At 61.0% G+C, this 19,093-nt stretch carries 18 protein-coding genes; 3 read left to right on the top strand and 15 right to left on the bottom strand.

Features of this window, described 5'->3' with window-relative positions; translation table 11 throughout:
* Window positions 1-22: 22 nt before the first annotated feature.
* The 14 genes from N8I71_RS04805 to N8I71_RS04870 all read right to left on the bottom strand — a co-directional run bounded on the left by N8I71_RS04805 (window position 23) and on the right by N8I71_RS04870 (window position 14,702).
* Window positions 23-454 (bottom strand): serine integrase family protein, encoded by a 432-nt coding sequence (locus tag N8I71_RS04805; RefSeq protein WP_262876798.1) that lies wholly within the window; start codon window positions 452-454, stop codon window positions 23-25.
* A 393-nt stretch (window positions 455-847) separates the two neighbouring features.
* On the bottom strand, window positions 848-1,654 hold the full coding sequence (locus N8I71_RS04810) for an enoyl-CoA hydratase/isomerase family protein (protein ID WP_262876799.1): 807 nt from the start codon (window positions 1,652-1,654) through the stop codon (window positions 848-850).
* 27 nt (window positions 1,655-1,681) lie between these two features.
* Entirely contained in the window at window positions 1,682-3,934 is a 2,253-nt protein-coding gene (locus N8I71_RS04815) for a 3-hydroxyacyl-CoA dehydrogenase/enoyl-CoA hydratase family protein (protein ID WP_262876800.1), read from the bottom strand.
* Window positions 3,927-4,724, bottom strand: coding sequence for an enoyl-CoA hydratase/isomerase family protein (locus tag N8I71_RS04820; protein ID WP_262876801.1), 798 nt, complete (start codon window positions 4,722-4,724; stop codon window positions 3,927-3,929). The genes N8I71_RS04815 and N8I71_RS04820 overlap by 8 nt, the downstream gene beginning before the upstream one ends.
* Window positions 4,717-5,502 carry an SDR family oxidoreductase gene (locus N8I71_RS04825; RefSeq protein ID WP_262876802.1) on the bottom strand — a complete coding sequence of 262 codons (786 nt, stop codon included), beginning with the start codon at window positions 5,500-5,502 and terminating at the stop codon, window positions 4,717-4,719. Before N8I71_RS04825 ends, N8I71_RS04820 begins: the two co-directional genes overlap by 8 nt.
* 54 nt (window positions 5,503-5,556) lie before the next feature.
* Complete coding sequence (locus N8I71_RS04830) at window positions 5,557-7,158, bottom strand: AMP-binding protein (protein ID WP_262876803.1); 1,602 nt, start codon at window positions 7,156-7,158, stop codon at window positions 5,557-5,559.
* A 24-nt stretch (window positions 7,159-7,182) separates the two neighbouring features.
* Entirely contained in the window at window positions 7,183-8,400 is a 1,218-nt protein-coding gene (locus N8I71_RS04835; RefSeq protein WP_262876804.1) for an acyl-CoA dehydrogenase family protein, read from the bottom strand.
* Between the two features lie 127 nt (window positions 8,401-8,527).
* Window positions 8,528-9,835, bottom strand: coding sequence for a TRAP transporter large permease (locus N8I71_RS04840; RefSeq protein WP_262876805.1), 1,308 nt, complete (start codon window positions 9,833-9,835; stop codon window positions 8,528-8,530).
* Window position 9,836: 1 nt separating this feature from the next.
* Complete coding sequence (locus tag N8I71_RS04845) at window positions 9,837-10,451, bottom strand: TRAP transporter small permease (RefSeq protein ID WP_262876806.1); 615 nt, start codon at window positions 10,449-10,451, stop codon at window positions 9,837-9,839.
* A gap of 46 nt (window positions 10,452-10,497) precedes the next feature.
* Window positions 10,498-11,661 (bottom strand): C4-dicarboxylate TRAP transporter substrate-binding protein, encoded by a 1,164-nt coding sequence (locus N8I71_RS04850; RefSeq protein WP_262876807.1) that lies wholly within the window; start codon window positions 11,659-11,661, stop codon window positions 10,498-10,500.
* A gap of 202 nt (window positions 11,662-11,863) precedes the next feature.
* A complete protein-coding gene (locus tag N8I71_RS04855; protein ID WP_262876808.1) occupies window positions 11,864-12,499 on the bottom strand; it encodes a TetR/AcrR family transcriptional regulator in 636 nt (211 codons plus the stop codon).
* A gap of 675 nt (window positions 12,500-13,174) precedes the next feature.
* Window positions 13,175-13,810, bottom strand: a complete 636-nt coding sequence (locus N8I71_RS04860) for a DUF3592 domain-containing protein (RefSeq protein ID WP_262876809.1) — start codon at window positions 13,808-13,810, stop codon at window positions 13,175-13,177.
* A 131-nt stretch (window positions 13,811-13,941) separates the two neighbouring features.
* On the bottom strand, window positions 13,942-14,292 hold the full coding sequence (locus N8I71_RS04865; RefSeq protein WP_262876810.1) for a hypothetical protein: 351 nt from the start codon (window positions 14,290-14,292) through the stop codon (window positions 13,942-13,944).
* Window positions 14,293-14,570: 278 nt separating this feature from the next.
* Window positions 14,571-14,702 carry a hypothetical protein gene (locus N8I71_RS04870; protein ID WP_262876825.1) on the bottom strand — a complete coding sequence of 44 codons (132 nt, stop codon included), beginning with the start codon at window positions 14,700-14,702 and terminating at the stop codon, window positions 14,571-14,573.
* Between the two features lie 506 nt (window positions 14,703-15,208).
* On the opposite strand from N8I71_RS04870, the gene N8I71_RS04875 reads away from it, so the two are divergent.
* On the top strand, window positions 15,209-15,592 hold the full coding sequence (locus tag N8I71_RS04875; RefSeq protein ID WP_262876811.1) for a hypothetical protein: 384 nt from the start codon (window positions 15,209-15,211) through the stop codon (window positions 15,590-15,592).
* Between the two features lie 447 nt (window positions 15,593-16,039).
* On the opposite strand, the gene N8I71_RS04880 is transcribed toward N8I71_RS04875, so the two are convergent.
* Window positions 16,040-16,954 (bottom strand): sulfotransferase domain-containing protein, encoded by a 915-nt coding sequence (locus tag N8I71_RS04880; RefSeq protein ID WP_262876812.1) that lies wholly within the window; start codon window positions 16,952-16,954, stop codon window positions 16,040-16,042.
* 518 nt (window positions 16,955-17,472) lie between these two features.
* Here N8I71_RS04880 and N8I71_RS04885 point away from each other — a divergent pair.
* Entirely contained in the window at window positions 17,473-17,763 is a 291-nt protein-coding gene (locus N8I71_RS04885) for a hypothetical protein (protein ID WP_262876813.1), read from the top strand.
* The gene (locus N8I71_RS04890) at window positions 17,753-18,838 is read left to right on the top strand and encodes an ATP-grasp domain-containing protein (protein WP_262876814.1); all 1,086 of its coding nucleotides are present in this window, start codon (window positions 17,753-17,755) and stop codon (window positions 18,836-18,838) included. Before N8I71_RS04885 ends, N8I71_RS04890 begins: the two co-directional genes overlap by 11 nt.
* Window positions 18,839-19,093: the final 255 nt, after the last annotated feature.

The raw sequence follows: 19,093 nt of genomic DNA on the forward strand, positions 1-19,093 counted from the left end.
TTCCATGCCGCAGAGGGCCCCATCACGAAGCGTTCTCGCATTTTCGGCCAATTCGCTGTAACAGGTTCCTGACGTTCGAAACGTACCACCGTCCGCCGCGCCGGGTCATCATACCCCGAGCGTTTAGCGCATCTGCCATGGCACGCAGCGTCGTGTGGCCTTCCGTCCTCAGCGCCTCGACCACCGGCGCCAGCGCAGCCGCATGCTCGTCGGCGTTCTGTCGAATAGTGTCACGAAGCGCCGCCCCACCCTTCCCCGCCCGCCTCAGCGCCGCTGCGCCGTTCGGGTTGCCGAGCTTCACCCCTCGCACCTTCGCCGCCGCCAGCGCCTCCCTCGTCCACCGCGAGATCGCATCGCGCTCCTGCTGGGCCACCAGCGCCATGATCCCCACCGCTAGGTCTGTCGCCTCCGGCATGTCGTAGGCGACGAAGCTGCCGTTCGGATTGGCTAGCATCAGCGGCCGCAGTGCGGACGGAGCTGACCTTCGCCAAATCTGCTCCAAAGCCAGTCTTGGAAACGAAGCAGCTTCCTAATCTCGTTTCTTGTGCTGAAGCAGACGCGCACGAGGGGCTACATTCCACGGTGCTTCGATGAGTCCTTTTTCCTTAAGCTGAGACAGGCCAGATGCGGCACTGAAACGGAAACTCGACTAGGTCTAAGGAAGTGACAGAGCCTGAAGACTCCACGCCAACCAGCCGCAAGCACCCCAGACAGACCATGAGGACGCTCGGCTTGTTCGTTGCCGCTACTGCAGAAATCGAATGTGGGGCCGTAGCACAATAATTCATCGGACGGGTCAAAATGAGGGACACTGGCAGCGTCGTGCTCGCACACACACCCGCCCGCCTCAACTGCTTGGACGCCCGAGGCGCCGTTTCCGGACGAGAATGCTTTCGGGATCGGACATCCCGATCCGCACGGCGTTCTCCTCTGGTACCGAGAGGTCGGTGGAGGCCATGTGTTCCTTGGCGGCACGCAGTTGGGCCTTGGTGGTCTCGAGCACGAAGCGGGACAACTGGCAAAGTTGCCTCGCTACGCCGTCCGCATGCTCAAACAGTGCCTGTGGCTCGACCACGTCGTTCAGGATGCCAAAATCCTTCAGCGCAGCAGCGGCCGACCGCTTACCCAGTAGGACGATTTCGGCGGCACGGACTGATCCGACCTCCCGCACCAGCCGCGGCACCCCCCCCCAAGGAAGCGGTATGCCAAGGTGCGTCTCGGGCAGTAGGCAGGATAGATCGTGTGATGCATACCGGAAATCGCCGGCCAGCAGGAGGATCAATCCACCGCCGATACAGTGCCCGTTCGCCGCGCAGACAGTGAGGGGGCGCATGCGTTCGAGCGTGTCGATCATGCGCCGCCCAGTGTCGATATTGCGCGCCACAGCCTCGGCGTCGGCATTGCGGAACTGGTCGAGATGGAAGCCGGAGGAAAAGGCCCGCCCGGTCGAGTAGACCAACACCACCTTGACGTCGCGCCGGGCGTCGAACCATTCGGCCGCCGCCGTGATGTCTTCGATCATGGCCATGTCGAAGGCGTTCAGCGTGTCCGGCCGGTTGAGTCCAAGGTAGCCGATCTCGCCCTCGACGCGGAGGGATAGCGACGGCAATTGCGGAATGTCGCCTGACGTTGTTTCAACGGGACCTTGCGGCATGTCGCGTTCCTTTCGTTTCCGCCGCCATCAGGCCACGATCCGGTCGATCGCGGCGCGGGTCTGAGGCCGCCCGACCATGCGCAGCACCGCGGCGCGTTCGAGTACATGCATCTGGGATGGCGCCGCCGACCATGGCGCCTCGCCGCCCGGCTGTCCGGTCAGTACCGCCGCCATATCGCGGCCGACCGTCTCATGCCAATCCGCGTCCGTGTCGGACAGCGGCGGCACTCCGGCCATGAGCATCGCCGCCGCCGCGCCCCCGGCAAGCGAGATCGCGGCCGGTTCGGGCGCTCGATAGCCCTCGGCCATGCGGTTCGCCATCTCGATCGCGACGCGCTCCACGTCATCGAGATGCATCGCGATCGCCGCCGTGCGGTCGAGATACCCGATGCTTTGCGCCTCGCGTGCATTCGCGGCGACGGTTCCAGCCCGAAGGATTGTGAAGGCCCGCGCTGCAGCCGCAGTTGGGTCCGCAGCCCCGAGTGAAAGGCAGCGGTCCAGCATCCTCGTGCATCCGCCCCAGCCGGGGAGGATGCCGAGCGTGGCCTCCGGCAAGCCGATCCTCGTTTCGACATGGGCCACCACGGCATCGCAATGCAGCATCAGTTCACAACCTCCCCCGAGTGCCAGACCACGCACGGCCGCAACTACGGGTACAGGCGCCAGCCGGAGGCGCTCATAGGCTCGCTGCCCGCGTTCGAGAAAGGCGTCGAGCGCGTCGGCACGGTCCATTAGGCTCAGAAAATGCCGGAGGTTCACACCGGCAGAAAAGGCCCGGCGTGTTTCTCCGGCGATGACCAGAGCGCGCAAGTCGCCACCAGCCTTGTCGAGCGCTGCCTCGAGAACATCGAAGGTTTCTGGCCCGATGACACCCATTTTGGAGGTCAGCCGGAAGATCCCGATACCGTCGCCAGCATCTTCGAGGCGTGCCACCGGCGTTTCCTGTATGATGCGAGGCGCCCTACGTCCCTCTGCTGTGAGTTGGCCATTTATGAGGAAGGTGCCCCGCAGGGCCGCGCGCTGCAATTCAACGGGCACGCGTCTGCCCTCGGCAGCAAGACGCGCCGCGATATCCGAGAGACCGACCCGTTCGGCGAGCGCAAACGGCCCCTGACGCCAGCCATACCCAAGGGACACTGCGGTATCGAGCGCATCGGCGCTTTGTGCGATCTCCTCCACCGTCTCGGCCGCGTACACCACCAGATGGCTGAAGACGGACCACGCGTAGTCCCCGTAACGGCCAGCGGCGTCAATCAAGGCCTTGGGATCGCGGCCCGCCGCTGGCAGGTCTGCGGCCGCGACAAGCGCCAATGGCCGGTATTCTCCTATCTCGAGGTCCAGCGCCTCGCGCGTCCCGGTCTTGTCGTTGCGAAAGAAGCCGTCGCCCGACTTCCGGCCGAGCCGCCCGGCCTCGAGTTGTCGCAACACGATCGGGTGGGTGGACAGGTCATGCCGATGGATGGCGTCATGCGCGGGGAGACTGTGCGCCAGGCTGCCCCAGACCGGTGGGACGAGGTCGAGACCTACCAGATCGAGAAGGCCGAAAATGCCGGTTCTCGGCACGCCGAACACCGCCAGCACGGCGTCAGCCTCCTCTACGCGCAGGGCATGGCGCTCAGCCTCGATCGCGGCGACGGCCATCCAGTAGCAGCCAATGCGATTGGCGATGAAACCGGGCGTATCGAAGCAGGCAACGGTCGTCTTGCCCAGCACCGCGCGACCGGCCCGGTGGACACGCTCCACGATCTCGTCTGGCACATCCGGGTCCGCGACGACCTCGAGCAGTTCCATGTGCCTTGGTGGGTTGAAGAAATGGGTGATTAGGAAGTGCGACGCGACATCGTCCGACATTTCCGAAGTGAGCGTGCCGCGAAGGAGCGTCGAGGTATTCGACGAGACGATGGCGTCCGGTTTTCTATGAAGGGCAATCCGCGCGTAGAGGTCCTTCTTCAGCGCCGCGTTCTCGACGACCGCCTCGATGATCCAGTCGGCCGCTGACAGCCGCCCGAGGTGATCCTCGACATTGCCGGGACGAACCAGCGCCGCTGCCTCCGGCACCGTAAAGCCGCCGATGCCAAGCTGCCGGGTGACACCGGCCTCTGCCGGGGCGTTGCGGTTCTGCGGCCCGATGCCGGGAAGGTCCAGAAGATCGACGGGAATGCCGGCATTGGCGAATTGCGCGGCGATCCCCGCTCCCATTGACCCCGCGCCGATAACGGCGGCGCGACGGATGCCGGTTTCTTCTGTGCCGCGCGCGGCATTGGGCCATGTGTCAGACATCCGACTTTCCTCCTTTTTCGGACGGCCTGCTGCCACCGAAGAACGCGGCGACTGCATCATCGAAATCATCGGTCCGGGCGCAGGCTTCGAAGGCCTCGGCTTCGGCGTCCAGTTGCGCAGCGAACGGCGTTTCGAGCGCCTGCCGGTAAAGCCGCTTGGTCGCGGCCTGTGCCACCGCGGCGCCGTCGCGCAGCCGTTCGGCAAGCCTGCGTGTCTCCACCGTAAGGCTATCGTCGGCAATGACCCGCGAGATGAGGCCAAGTTCCAGCGCGCGGTCCGCTGGGATGCCGCCATCTTCGATAAGCGCGATCTGCAGAGCGCGGCGATGGCCCACCAGCCGTGGCAGCGCCCATGTGCCACCGCAATCCGGCGAAGCGGCCACGCTGGAGTAGGCGAAATGGAACACGGAGCTCTCGGCCGCGATGGCGAGGTCGAGCCCCATGGCGATCGACAGGCCGGCCCCGGCCACCGGCCCATGCACCGAAGCGATGGTGATCTGACCCGATCCGGAAAGCCGAAGGAGCGCGGCATGGATCGGATCGATCAACTCACGCGCGGCGCGGCCGCGGTCGGACGCCCCGGCCATGTGCCTCAGGTCTCCGCCGGCCATGAAGGACCGCCCCTCACCAGACAGGACGATCACGCGCACTGAGGCGTCGGATACCGCGCTATCGACCGCATCGCGTAGGCCTTCGGACACCTCAACGCTCAGAACATTGAGCCTGTCGGGACGGTTTAGGCGGATCGACGCAATCCCGTCCTCCACATCCAGCAAAACCGCATCAGCCATGCCTATGATCTTCCCCCGCGTCGAGTATCGTCGTCCCGGCAAGGCCGAGACCTCCGTCCATTTGCAATAACTGCCCCGTCATCAGCGCCGCCGCCGGGCTGGCCAGGAACGCAACCAGTTCGGCCACCTCCTCGGGCGTTGTGTCACGGCCGATCGGACGGCGCGCAGACAGCCGGTCGCGCGCTTCGACGGGATAGTTTGCTATGTAAGCATCGGTCGCCACGATCCCCGGCGCGACGCAGTTCAGACGAATGTTCCGATCTGCCCATTCCAACGCCAGCGTGCGCGTAAGCCCCAGCACGCCGGCACGGGCGGCAACCGAATGCGCAAGCCCGGGCGCGCCGGTCTCGACAGGCGTGATCGACATGTTGATCACGCTCCCGCCGTGTCGGGACAGGAAAGGGAATGCGGCCTGGGTCAGCGAAAACAGCGCCGTCAGGTTTAGGTCGATCACCGCGTCCCAGCCTCTTGCGGAGATCTCCTCAGCCCGTGACGGAAACTGCCCGCCCGCGTTGTTCACAAGGACATCGATACCGGCCATCTCGCCGATGTCCGCGATAAGGCTGGCGGCGGCCTCGCGGTCGCGGATATCGCAGGGGAAGGCCGTGAACGCGGCCCCGGCCTCGATGGCGACGGAATGCAGGGGCTCCGCGCGGCGCCCGATACCCGAAACCTTCGCACCCAGTGCGCAGAAGCGCAGCGAGATGGCCCGGCCGATCCCGGTTCCGGCCCCGGTCACGATGCAGGAGAGCCCGGCCAGCACACCAGGGCGCAGCACTTTGCTGGCACCGGCCGGTGCCCCGGTCGATACGGGGGATGGCATCAGGTTACCTCAAAAGACGGACGTGTCCGATGTCACCCCGTCATCCCGAAGCTGGGTCTTGCGGATCTTGTTAGTGGGTGTCTTAGGCATCTCCGGAATGATGCGGAGATATTTAGGGACCATGAACCTCGGCAGCCGTTCCTTGAGGTAGGCGTTGAGTGCAATCGCATCGACGCTATGCCCAGGCTTGCAGACAAGGGCGACCATGATCTCCTCCTCGCCGAATTCAGAGGGCACGCCATAGGCCGCGCATTCTAACACGCCCTCAAAGGTGACGACCTCGGCCTCGACCTCGACGGACGAAACATTCTCGCCCCGGCGGCGGATCATGTCCTTCTTGCGGTCGACATAGTAGAAATTGCCTTCCGCATCCCGGGTGAAGATGTCGCCGGTGTGGAGCCACTGGTTGCGCCACGCCTCGACCGTCTTTTCGGGTTTGCCAAGATAGCCCGACATAAGCGTCCATGGTTGCTCGCTGCGGATCACCAGTTCGCCTGGCTCCCCGACGGGCACCTCGTAATCCTCATCATCGACGAGACGACAGATCATGCCGGGACGCGGACGGCCACAAGAGGCGGAGTCCACGAGGTCGAACCCCGGCGAAACGATCGGGCTCGAAGTCTCGGTCATGTTCCAGCATGTGCAGACCTCGAGATCGAACCGCTTCTTGAACTTTTCCACATCGGCGATCAGCGGCACCATCAGGACCTTCTTCATCGCGTTTTGCGCGTCGTCGGGCGTCTCCGGCTGGCGGTATAGGAAGTTGGCGACCGCGCCGAGGAGGATCGCGACGGTGCATTGGAATTCGTTCACGTCCTTCCAGAACTCTGTGGTGCTGAACCTGTCACGCAGGACGGCACGCCCGCCGACCAGCGCCATCGTGTAGATCGAAAGCTTCCCCGCAATATGAAACAGCGGGTAAGGATTGTAGTAGCTGTCCGTCTCGTCGAGGTTGTCGAGCGGGATGGTCCACGTGCAGCATTCCGACACCTGCCCCCACGACACCATGACCCCCTTTGACGGCCCGGTGGTGCCGGATGTGTACATGATCGTGGCCAAGTCCGAGAGGCGTGGTCTTACCGGTGCCTCGGGCTCCGGGCCGGCCTGCAAGAAGTCGTTCAGCGCGATCACCTTGGCGCCACCGAGGCCTGACGTGTCCGTCGCACCGTCGCCCCCCACCATCACGATGGTATCGAGCATGTCGAGCCCGTCGGAGGCAGTACGGATCAAGTCGAGATACTTCGCATGCACCACGAGGAGCCGGGCTCCGGAATCCTTGATGATGTAGTCGAGCATCGCGCCCTTGTACTCGTAGTTTATCGGCGTCTCTACGGCCCCGATCCAACCGAGCCCAAGCCATGCGAAGACCGCCTCGACGGAGACGGGCATCATGACGAGGACGCGGTCCTCCTGTCCGATGCCCTGTGCCTCGAAGGCACGCGCCCAGCGGCGGCCAATCGCGTGGCTCTCAGCGTAGGTATAACAGCCTTCGGCGTCTTGCAGATAGACGGCGTCCCCGTGTATCGCCGCCCGGGTCTCGATGACCATTGGAAGGACGGATTTGTTCGCCGCCTCTTCCCGAAGTCCTGCATCGCGAATATCGCCGTCCATCTTCTCCTCCCAGATTGGATGTTGTCAGATCGCGGACACGCCGAGTGCTTTTCGCCCAACGATCAGCTTCATGATCTGGCTAGTGCCTTCGGCAATTGTGAGAAACCGGGCGTCGCGGTAGTGCCGTTCCGTCAGAAACCCCTCTTCGGTCGTCAGGCCGCGCCCGCCCAGGATCTGGATCGCGTTGGCCGTGACGCGCTGTACCGCTTCGGTAGAGTGCAGCTTGGCGAGACACTGTTCGTAGTCGCAGCGCTCGCCACGGTCCATGAGCGAGGCCGCCTTGTAGGTCAGCAATCTGCTTGTCTCGAGGTCGACATGCATTTGCACGATCAGGTCCTGGATCATTTGGTGCTCGGCGATGCTCTTGCCGAAGGTGATGCGTTCCTTCGCGAAGGCGGTAGCATCCTCGATCGCCGCCTCCATCAGGCCCACCGACCACGCGGCAAGCAGAAGACGCGCCCATCCGCGCACGATCAGGTTCTCGCGGTAGCCTTGGCCCGCGTCGTGAAACAGGAATTCCTCGGGTACGCGGGCATCAAGGAAATTGATCTTTCCTGTGGTGCCAGCCTTGAGCCCGATGATCGGCAGGTCGCTGACCTCCCAGTCGACCCTTGACTTGTCCATGAGCAGGTGGACGACCCCCTCCGATGGCTTGCGGCGATACGCCTCCTCGTCGACTACGGCCGTCAGAATCGCGACATGGGCCCATACGCCATTCGTAGTCCACATCTTGGTGCCGTTGACGACATAGTGCCCATCCCGCAGCTCGGCCCTTGTCTTGAGGTTGCGGGTGTCCGACCCGGCCTCTGGTTCGCTCATCATGTCCCCCATGATGAGTTCACCTGAGATCCCGCCCGGCACATAGCGCTCGATCATCCATGGCGCTCCTTGGCGCGCAATGATCTCGACCACGATGTTGTGGCTGTCTACCGTCACCGCGAGCGAAGGCCAGGCTCGGACGAATTCCTGGGCGAGGATCACTCGCTCGAGGAAAGACCGGTTGGTGCCGCCCACTTCCTCGGGCAGGCTGGCCTGCATGATGTCGGTCTGTTGGAGGATGCCGTAGAAATGCTGAAGCTCTTCGAGGCTCAGCGGGCCCTTCGGATCGCGCTCTATTCCCGGACCCCGGATTTCCGCATCCAGCACCTCGCGGAATTCATGCCGCCGTTGCACGATCTCGGCGGGAATGTCGAAATTGAGCGTCGGCGCGCCGGAAATACCACCCTTGGCCTGTGTGTTCATCGTCGTCTTCCTCAACTTGCAGATTTGCGGCCGGCGCTTTCGCAACGAAGGCGGTCAGGTGTCACCCCCGATTCCGACCCGCGAGTCTTTGTGTTACTCATGAGTATATTTTGTTGTCGCCCTCCTGTCAGCCCAACAGTTGCGGCAGAAACAGCACGAGGCCCGGAACGGCGATCATCAGCGCGAGAATTAGCAGGTCCACGAACACGAACCACATCACGCCCCGGAAGATTGCCGTCGTCGTCGTGAGCTTTCCCACCACGCTCTTGATCACATAGACGTTCATCCCCACCGGGGGCGTGATCATCCCTACCTCGAGGACCTTCGCCAGCAGGATCCCAAACCACAGCAGACTATAGCCCGTTTCCTCCACTATCGGCAGGACGATCGGCAGGGTCAGCAGCATCGCCCCGATGGGCTCGAGGATCATGCCAAGCAGAAGATAAACGCACACGATCCCGACCATGATTGCTGCAGCCGGCAGGCCCAGCGCCAGCACAGCCTCCAGCAGGACATCGCCAAGTCCCGACAGCGCGAGAAAACGGGTCAAAAGACTCGCACCAATGGCGATGACAAGAAGCGAACTCGTCGTGACCAGCGTCTCGCGCGCGGACGTGCGCAGCGCCTGCCATGTCAGGGTGCCCTTGAAAAAGCTGACCACGCAGGAGAGGAACGCACCCACTGCGCCCGCTTCCGTCGGCGTGAATACACCCGAGAAGAGGCCGCCGAACACGCCGCAGATGATCAGGAGAACCGGCCAGGTATTGGCGAGCGCTCTCAGACGTTCCCTTCCCGTGACCTCCTCGTGAAAGGACGGCGCGAGGTCGGGGTTGAGCTTCACCCGTACGATTATGACCAGCACATAGGCCATCGCAGTCAGAAGTCCGGCGACGATGCCGCCAAGAAAGAGCTGGTTGATCGAGACTTGCGCGATGATCCCGTAAAGGATCAGAATAATGGAGGGTGGGATGAGCGCGCCGATCGTGCCCGAGGCCGCCACGGTACCCGTAGCCAGCCCCACGTTGTAGCCGCGTGCGCTCATCTCTGGCACCGCAACCTTGCCCATCGCCGCCGAACAAGCCACCGAAGAACCCGTAACAGCAGCGAAACCCGCGCAACCGAAAACTGAAGCCACAGCGAGCCCGCCCGGCAGCGCCGAAAGCCACACTCGAGCGGCCTCGAAGAGCCCCTGTGTCAGTTTTGCATGGTAACAGATGAAGCCCATGAACAGGAAGGTGGGCACCGAGCTAAGCACCCAGTTGGAGGCGAACTGGAACGGGACCGTTCCGAGGCTGGCCCAGGCGATGCGCCAGTTGAGGGACTCGCCGATGCCGACGACGGCTACCGCGATCAGCGTCACGCCGATCGGCATGCGCAGGAGGATCAGCAGGAAGAGCAATCCGAAAAGGATCAGGACGGTGTTTTGGTCCGCCACGCTACTCACCTCCCCGGCGCAACTTCTGTGCGATATCCAACTCTCGCGAAGTACCTTCCGGGCGCGAGCCCAGCGCCATCGGCTTGCCTGTCACCTCGCAGATCAACTTGTAGAAAAGGACGAGCAGCATCAGGCCGAACCCGACCGGTAGGGCGAAGTATGCGGGCCATGTCGGGATGCGCAGGCCGGCTTCCATGGCGAAGGTGCCTGTGTCGTATTTCAGCATCGCTTCGTTGAACGTGCGTAGTGCAAGCGCACCGAAAACCGCGATCGACAACAGGTGGGATAGGACGCGCAGCACTCTTTTGATCCACGCAGCGAGCAAGTCGTAGATGAGCTCGACCGTGATGTGGCCGTCTTCCTCCTCGACCGCCGCGAGCGGGAGGAAGACGATGGGCACCATGTAAAAAACCGATACGACCATGATCGTGGCCGGCAAGGGGGAATTGAACAGGTAGCGCAGCCCGACATCGGCCGTGACGTGAACGATCAGGAGGAACACGACGATGGTCCCGAACCAGATCGCCAGCCCATTCAGACGGGACAAAAGGCGGCCTATTATCTGCACGACGACACCTAAGGATGGATCAGGAGAGACCGAGCCTCCGCGCGGCATGCGCGGGGGCTCTCCGAACTCATGAGCGTTTCCGAAGCTGGTCGGCTCAGTTCACGCCATAGGTCTCTGGATCGACCTTCGAAAAGATCTCGTTCCAGTAGATTTCGGCGAGGTCATCGACCGACTCGACCCCGGCTACTAGACCGTTCCAGCGGTCAAGGACTTCCACGAACTCATTGGCGATCTCATCCGTCCGGGTGATGCCGTAGTTGTCGGCATAGATCTGACCGACCAGCTGGACATCCTCGCGGACGTAGTCCTGCACCGCGCTCATCATGTCCGCATCGGGTTCAATGACCTCGATACCCTGCTCGCGGGCCATGTTGAGGTTCTCTTCCTGAAGCTCGTAATAGGACCACGTCATGTGGGCGTTGATGTAGGCGGCCCCGCGCAGCAGAAGCTCGCGTTGCTCGGGTGACAATCCAGCCCAAACGTCGCGGTTCACGTTGCTGGCCTGGGAGCCGCCGTAGACGGTGCCGGGGAACCGTACTGTCACCGAATCCACGATCTCGATCAGGCGCAGGCTCGTCAGGTCGCTCGCCGCCAGCCACGCGCAGTCAAGTATGCCCTGGTTCATCGCCTCATAGGCTTCGCTGGCGGCGAGTTGAACCGCGACACCGCCGAAATGCTCGGCCATGCGCTGGTAGCTGGAACTGCCGCTGCGGAAGCGCACACCTTGCACATCGTCGAGGCTGTCGATGGTCACATCATTGCAAAGCGACAAATAGGGCGAGGTCGACATGTGCCCCATGTAGACGTGGTTTTGCGCGGCATATTCATCGAGGCATTCTGGGCAACCGTTCATGATGTAGTCGGTCATCGCCCCGGCATAGGCAGCGCCTTCCCGTCCCGTAGGCTCGGCCAGGAGCTGCCGCAGGCTGTTCTCGGCAAGATAGTTCGAATGGGCGAACTCGGCGGGGTAGTACGGGCCGGCCATGAAGCCGAGATCCGTCAGGCCATCGCGGATGCCTGGCCCCATCTCGGCAAGGCTTACGAGCGACAGCGGAAACACGCGGATGGTCAGCTCGCCATCCGAGATCTCGTTCATGTACTCAGCATATGCGTCCGCCGACAGAGCGAACAGCGAGTTGGGCCCAAACCCTACAGAGTAGTTCAACTCCTCGGCCGCTGCGGGGCTGGCGGCGAGGGCAAGGCCGGCACAGGCAGCCGCAAGTGCCTGCATGCGCTGGGTTTTCCAGATCATCTTCATGGTATTCCTCCCTGTTTTGCTGACGGCCCCTCCAAAGCCGCCAGAGTGGGCAGTCAGGGATCAACCTGCCGCGATTACACGTCGCAACGAAGAATCCTACTGACCCGAAACCACTCTACTCGCGAGTATTCTGACTCGCGTTCGCGTTGTCAAAAGGATTGTTCAGGTTAAGTGTTGGAGCGCGATTGGGAGACATCACGGTCTACCGACGGGGGGCAAGCCCGTTGATGAGAATCTCCACATAGGTTTCCGCGATTTCCTCCGGCGACAGGCTGCCATCCTGTTCGTACCAACGTGAAATCCAGTTCAGCGCCCCGCTGACGCAGAACGTAACAAGACGTGGATCACCCGGCGTGATTGACCCGTCCTGCATGCCCGACACCACGACCTTCCGTATGACTGAGTCGGTTTCCCGCTTGAGCCCCCTGAATTTCTTCCGGCTCGCCTCCGACAGGTCGTGATCGGCGGTGCGGGTCACGCATTTTCCGAACGGTTCCGTGGCGATCACTGCGTAATCATGGATGAGGGACTTCAGCCGCTCCAGACCGTTGCCGCCCTGCTTCTCCACCTTCTGCGCCGCGTCCAGCGTGACCTGCAGCCCCTTCCTAACGCATTCGAACAGGATCTCGTCCTTGTTGGAGAAATAGTGATAGATCGTAGGCTTCGTCACGTTCAGGGCGATGGCGACCTGGTCGATTGAGGTGGCGCGAAAGCCTTTTTCGTTGAACATGCGAACCGCGGTGTCGAGGACCGCATCCCGCTTGACGATCCTGTCGCGTTCGCGCTCCTCCTGCTTTGGCCAGGGGGAGTCCGGATTGGGTTCTGGTCGTCTATTCATGGCGATGCTCGTGGGCTGCTGCACGGCTGCGGGACATGTTTGTGTTTACTACTCATTAGTATGCAAAGGATGGAGCAGTAAAGTGATACCCGAGTGAACAGGAGCGACATGCACATCAGGCGACGACCGCTCAGGGCTCGAAGCAGGCGTTCGCTGCGGTCATCACCAAGGTCCGGTATGGGCCGAGAACGACGGCAAGGGCGCACAGGGCGGGAAGCCGTCATTCGCTACGGCCTGCGCCAATGTCTCCATTGCGGACAATGCTGCCTTATGCAGGTGCTGCGACACACTCCTTGGCTGCTCGACCGATGAAGGAAATGGCTCGCGGCGGTGCAGCACGGTTTCCCCGAAGCGGTCATTCAAGACGGTGAAATCGGCTAAAAGCCAAACCGGACATTCGCCGCGCTGGTGTCCGATGTCTCACGTGCCGACAGAGTGGCTAAACGACAGTAGAGATAAGCACTCCCCCTCGCAATCCTCAGCAAGGATGCTATCCCTAGTCTTCCACAACGCTTTGGTCCGCGCGCATTGCGTTGTTGATGTATGTCGTATCCCCTTATCGTCATTGACGCCCCAACAGACTTGCTTTCAGCCAACGAGAACGGCCTGCCAGGTCGCGGTCGGAGTTGGCGCCCGGAAAGACGAGAACAGCAGCACGCCTGAAGCAGGCCACCGTCAGGAAGTGGTCGTGGCCCCGCCCCTTTGCCAGCGGCGCAGCCTGACATGGCCCAAAAGCGCCAGAAGCGCGGTGCCAAGAGCGATCCCGCCGATGGCAAGCGGCAGCATCCGCTGCTGTCCCACCTCGGCCAGCCGCAATTGCCCCCGCTCGGAAGGGTCGTAGAGCACCGCATGACGCGAGCCGACCTCGAAATTCCAGTCGCGGTGACGTTGTCCGGGGGTGGCGCAGGTCTCGGCCCCGTCGGTCCAGACGTAGCACAGGACAGGCGAATACTGCACCACGCCGCGGTCGAAGGGCGTCTCGCCCTCCCAAGCGTAGACTTGCCGCACATAGGCCTCGCCGCGTTCCCAGCCAAGGGTCTGCACCAGCGCGACACCGCCCAATAGCAGAGTCGCCACCGCGAACAGCGCCGGAAAGACCCAGAGCAGCAGCCATACCCGCCAGCCGACATGGCGCTGGCCTTGCGCATCGGTCCAGAGATATTGCCGCCGCAAGGTCTCTCGAAACGCCTCGCCCGGCATCGGAGGCCGCCCCTCCGCCTCGGTCATCTCGGCGATAGTGGTCTCGTTCTGCTGACCTTCGCGCATCATGAGGCGAACGGTCAGCCAGGCGATAATGCCGCTGCGTGCCATGGGTGCGTCCTCAGTAGCATTCTTCAAATCCGATCCACCAAATGCCGGGACTGAACAGCACCTCTAGGATCGAAAAAATCCTACCAAGGTAGCGGAAGAGATCAATCGCGGCGCGAGCACCCGCTTGTCGGCTAGTCAGCCGTGCAGTTGACGAAGCGGTCTTCCAAGCCGTTGGAGCGCAGCACAAGCGCGCCCTCGGCATCGCGGAAAAAGACAACCGTTTGCGGCTGCGGGCCGGAGCCGTGGTCACAGGCCATGGTGTATTGGATCGCGCCCGCGGGCTGGGCTTGCGGAGCGGCGTCTGACAGCGTGCAGGGTGTGTCGTAATAGGACACCTCGGCGCCCGCGATCGTCAGCGCGACGAACGGCGGGTTGTCGCAGAAAGCGTATTCGTAGACGCCGTCGAACTCCTGCGCCATGGCCGCGACGGGCAACGCGTAGAGAGCGAGGGCTGCGAAGGCGCGGACGGGAAATGCCGACATGAGGAATCCCCCAAATCAATTTAACGATAAGCAAACCCGACATCGCCCCGGTGGCCTCGGGCCTCGCCATAATATCGTCAGAATGTGCCCGCCGGACAAGCTTTTTGCGCCCCAAGCGGCGTCCGCGGTCGCGCAGACGGGTGGAACTGGGCGGATGAGACCGCAAAGCGGTCGCGTCGTGGCCTGACGGCGGCGTTTCCCAGTGCGGCGGACATACCTGTTCCGCTGCTTTCGTTAGGCCTAGACCGGGATTGCGGTCATGCGCATGACGGAGGTGCTCAAAGACTGCGGGTGACCGCGACGGCCTGCGCCTTGACCTCGGCCTCTATGATCCACTCCGCAGCGAAGCCCAGCATCTCACGAACAAGATCGCCGTCCGCCTGCTTCTCAACCATCTCAATCAGCGCCATTCTCTATTCGGTCATCGTCGTCTCCGTCCTCGGTTCCAGGTCTCGCACCCCGTACCTTCTCCCAAGATCGGCGGTGACCGCCAGCGTCACCCACAGCCGCGCGCTGCGCGATGCCAAGGGCTCCACGCGAGGCCTCTTACACTACCCGGTGGGACATACCCGACTGCTCCGGGCTAGAAGGACTCGTTCGCTACGCTTGTCGTGAACGGCCGCTGCGTCAGAGACCGGACGTTCGCCGCGGGAAGGCCGGGCGACGGCACAGCGGACCAAGCTGCCTGATGCTGGTGCAGCGATACGTCCCTGGGTTGCTGGTTGGCTTGCCTTGGCACAGTTGCTCATGTGGCACCCTTGGATAGAGTCCTTCGCCGACGGCGATCGCGAAGCCGCCCAAGCTGGCCCAAAGCAGTCAATAGAAATTTGATGGTATTTGACAACGATCAAATATGTCATCCTTTTTATATGTAAAAATATGGCATGGTGAGTATGGAAGCTAGGAGGGTAAGCTCATGACAAACCGTGCAATTCTGATTGCGGCGGCTTTGGCCACAGGACTGTTTGCCGGACCGGTATCGGCGGATGTCGTCGGCGTCAGCAGATGCGACGAGGCGGTGAACGGCGTCTTTCGACCGGGCCTTTTGACCGTGGAGTCGGACGGGACGCGTACTTTTCACCCTGTCGGCGAGAACGGGTTGACCGAGACAATCACCTTCAACCAGTCACGTGCCTTCGAGTGGGTCGCGGCCCAAGGTTTCTATCCGGAAGACACAACATTCGCGGACTACGATGACTTCATCTGCGGCTTGCCTTGCGAGGAATGCCCCGCGGAAGACGCACCGGAACCCGACCTGCCGGACAATGACGAAGATCCGACACACGGTACGGGCGGCTAGCGCCAGGATAACACGTTTTTGACGTGGGCTTGCGAGGCCTGCTGCCCGGGCTTGGACGGCGCCAGAACAGCGGCCTCGGATGCTCCTCATCGCAATACCGTTGAACATGAAAATTTCCGGGCTATTCAGGTCTCCGGCTCGACATGTGTGCCCTTCCAGAATGCCAACGGAGCAAGCGGTGCGCGCCCAATCCGAACTGCCGGAGGTGCGGAAGATAGATTTAGGATTTGAGGGCAGCGGAGAGCCTATACTTGCGAAGGCTGTGGCCGCGAGATCCATCTAGAGCCTCGGCTGAAATGGGCTCACAGCCGTCGATCGTTACGGTCGCGCTGAACGTCTGCTGATCCCGATAGCGGCCGCACACCGTGGGGCCGCCGGCGGACTGCTTCGCGGACAAAACCGCCGACTGGCCAGACGGCCCCTTGTCCGCGCTTGTTTGGATAACCGTTACGAAGCGGTCGGCTTGGAGCGGTTGCCATATTGGAGCCATGCACGCGCCTTTGCATCCGGTATATGGTCGGCCAACCGCGTTTCGTAAAGATCAAGCGCGTCCTGGGTCATCTGGCCGAGCCATTTCCGAGACTGCGCAGAGTCGAAAAAACCCTCGTCGGCTCTGAAGAACCCCGTCCCGCCAGCCGGTGCAAAATCCGCCGCTTTCGCTTTCATGGCTCCGAAGGAAGACGCCTCCACAACGACGTCTATCAGCGTTTCGTCGATCTCGACATCGGCAATCTCTGCGAGCAGCCCGACCGTCCGACGACGATCCGCCATCATGTCTGCGTAGTGCAGCATTGCCGGCCTTCGCCTTCTGTCGGTCTGTAGCGTCTCGAGATAGTGCCCGGCCACAGACTCGAGTGTCCTGCTGCTGTAGTCCTCAAGGTCGAGTGCGCCGCACAGGAAGTGGTGGATGGAATCCGGCAAGGGCTGACGCATTGGGTCGTCCTGACGCCCGACCGTCATGTTGGCGTAGTGTTTTCGAAGCGAGAAAAAGACATCCAACGGGTGGCGATAAACCGTAATCACAGTGACACCGTCCCAAACTGGAAAGCCATCCAGCGGCGTGTGGGTTTTTACGACGCGACGCCCGGTTTGTGCCGCAAGCGCCGCAAAAACATCATCGGCCGGAATTCCGAGATCGGCATCGATCCAAGGGGAAAGCGCAGGCAACTTCATCGGCAGATCAGCGCCGCGATGAAGCAGCATGGCAAGCATCGTCTGCGTCCAAGTCGTACCGCTTTTCGAAGGTGTACAAACAATGATGTCACCCCGCCTTGGTTCATAGGCTTCCCATCGTTCGGGTCGCGGGATCAGGCCGCTGTAGCGACGTAGTGCTGGTCTGATCATCGGGGCCGTGTCGGTCATCGCAGTACATCCTCGTCGCCTCACTGGCACGCCCTAGTATGCTCAGCTTTCTCGCTTCTTGTCCTCTTGCTCGGACATTCCACGCCCAAGTGCTTGCTCTCCGATAGCAGCTGCAAGAATAATCTCTCATCACCCTCCGGCCGCAGGCGTCCGACTGGGAACTATCATCGCTCGGACTGGCGTGCCTTTCTTGAGGGCAGTCATTCGCCGCGCTACCTCACCTGGGCTGGCTGGGCTCGCAGCAGTCGATCGCTGCGATGCTGCCCAAGGTCCACTGCCTCCGGTACCGGCCGTAGCTGTCAGGCTTCAGAATCGTCCGGATCGCGGACAAAGCCGTCGCGCAGGGCAACCGAGGTCTTCAAGCACTCGGGAGGGCGCCCATTGCGCATAAGTTCGAAAAAAAGCCAGGCGGAAAAATGCATCCAGTTTTCCACTGCTTCTGTCCGGCAATGGGAGGTGACAGTCTTAGTCGAAACCTGTACACTAAATGAAACGAGAATCTTGCATAGGAGGTAAATGTGGGACCTTACACTGTGATCATTGGTGCAAAAATCGTTGGGGCATCAACTGAATCAAAAACAAAAATCATCACGCCCCAAGGCGATGAGATTGAGTTCGACAACGACGACCTAGTGTCTAGCCAAACGGTTGACACCTCTGAGCTGGCACGGTTCATTTTGAAAAAAGATGCCGCCGTGTCAGTGAATTTTTCCTCTGAGGCGCTTAGAGGTTTCGATTTTGCTAGCCATACCATTCTCAAATATCACGACGACGGGAGCACTATAAGCAAGTCGCGCGATGACATCTGATTATGGGAATGGGCGTAGTGAAGTTCATCACCCTGAGATTGTTGTATTAAGTCATACTGGTGACGAACACGCATTAGCGTTTCTAACAGCATTGAACCCCGACTATGGCGTTATTCTCTTGGATGTTTCTAAGTTAGGAATCGATTATGTTGCGAAATACGATCTAGCATCAGGCCTTCAAATCCGTACGCGCGATGGGCGGATTTATTGTTTCGATCGTGTAAGATTTTGGTGGAATAGACGCCCACGAATCGAAACCACTAATAGTATTGACCAGAGATATATCCGCTTCAGAGAAGTCGAGCTCGAAGCATTCTGGAGAGGGTTTTTTTATACTTGTCAGACGGGATTTTGGTGTAACGACTTTTGGTCCCAGGAACGGTGCAACAACAAAATCTATCAATTGCAACTTGCTGGCGAAGTTGGTTTGAATACTCCCGAAACAACTTGGACAAACTCACCATTTGAAGCAACGGTTCTAGCCGAGAAGTTCGAGCGTGGCGCTGTCGTGAAGATGCACGCAGGAACAGAGGCATTGTGGCAGCCCTGCCGGGAGCTTGACAAAGTGCTCATGTCGAAATCTGGTAACTTTCGTTTCGCTCCAGCGATATTTCAAGAGTTTTTGCAAGGCTCTAAGGAGTATCGAGTAACAATGTTTGGCAATGAGTGTTTTGTTGCGATGGCTGACATGCGAGGTTCTCGATATCCCCATGATGTGAGAATTGATCTCTCGGTTTCGAGGGTCGAAGATTCTTTGGATGCTACGATAGTTTCAAAACTCTCGGATTTTATGAAGGCCGCGGGCTTATCATTCGCGGCCTTTGACCTTAGGGAAGACAGTGACGGAAAGGTGACCTTCCTTGAGGTGAATCCGGCAGGTCAATTCCTGTATCTTGAGAAGGTGCATTTGCAATCCATCCTGGGGAAGTTTTGTGAATTTGCAGTCAGCCATTGTGTGCCCGACGGTGAAAAGGTTGAAAGCGATTTTCACAATAGGAGTTCGGAAGTTGACTTCCAAGACATTGACGAGGTTCCCATCTACGTCGCCGCCGACAGTTGGGTGAAGCACTTCTGAAAGTGCTATAAATCCAGAAACAAAACGGCGGCTAGTAGGCGGCTAGAAAGCGGTTAGTCTGTATGAGGCGATGCTCTCCGACGATCGCTTTGGGCTCCGAGCGGTCGCCCGCGGCGCCAAGGACGAACGTCCGTTCAGGAGCTGGTCCTTACGAGATGGAAAGTCTCGCCAGCAGGTTCCTGACGTTCGACACGTGCCACCGTCCTCCCCGACGGGTCATCATACCCCGAGCGTTTAGCGCATCTGCCATGGCAC

The organism is Roseicyclus sediminis (assembly GCF_025515305.1).
Lineage (GTDB): Bacteria > Pseudomonadota > Alphaproteobacteria > Rhodobacterales > Rhodobacteraceae > Roseibacterium > Roseibacterium sediminis.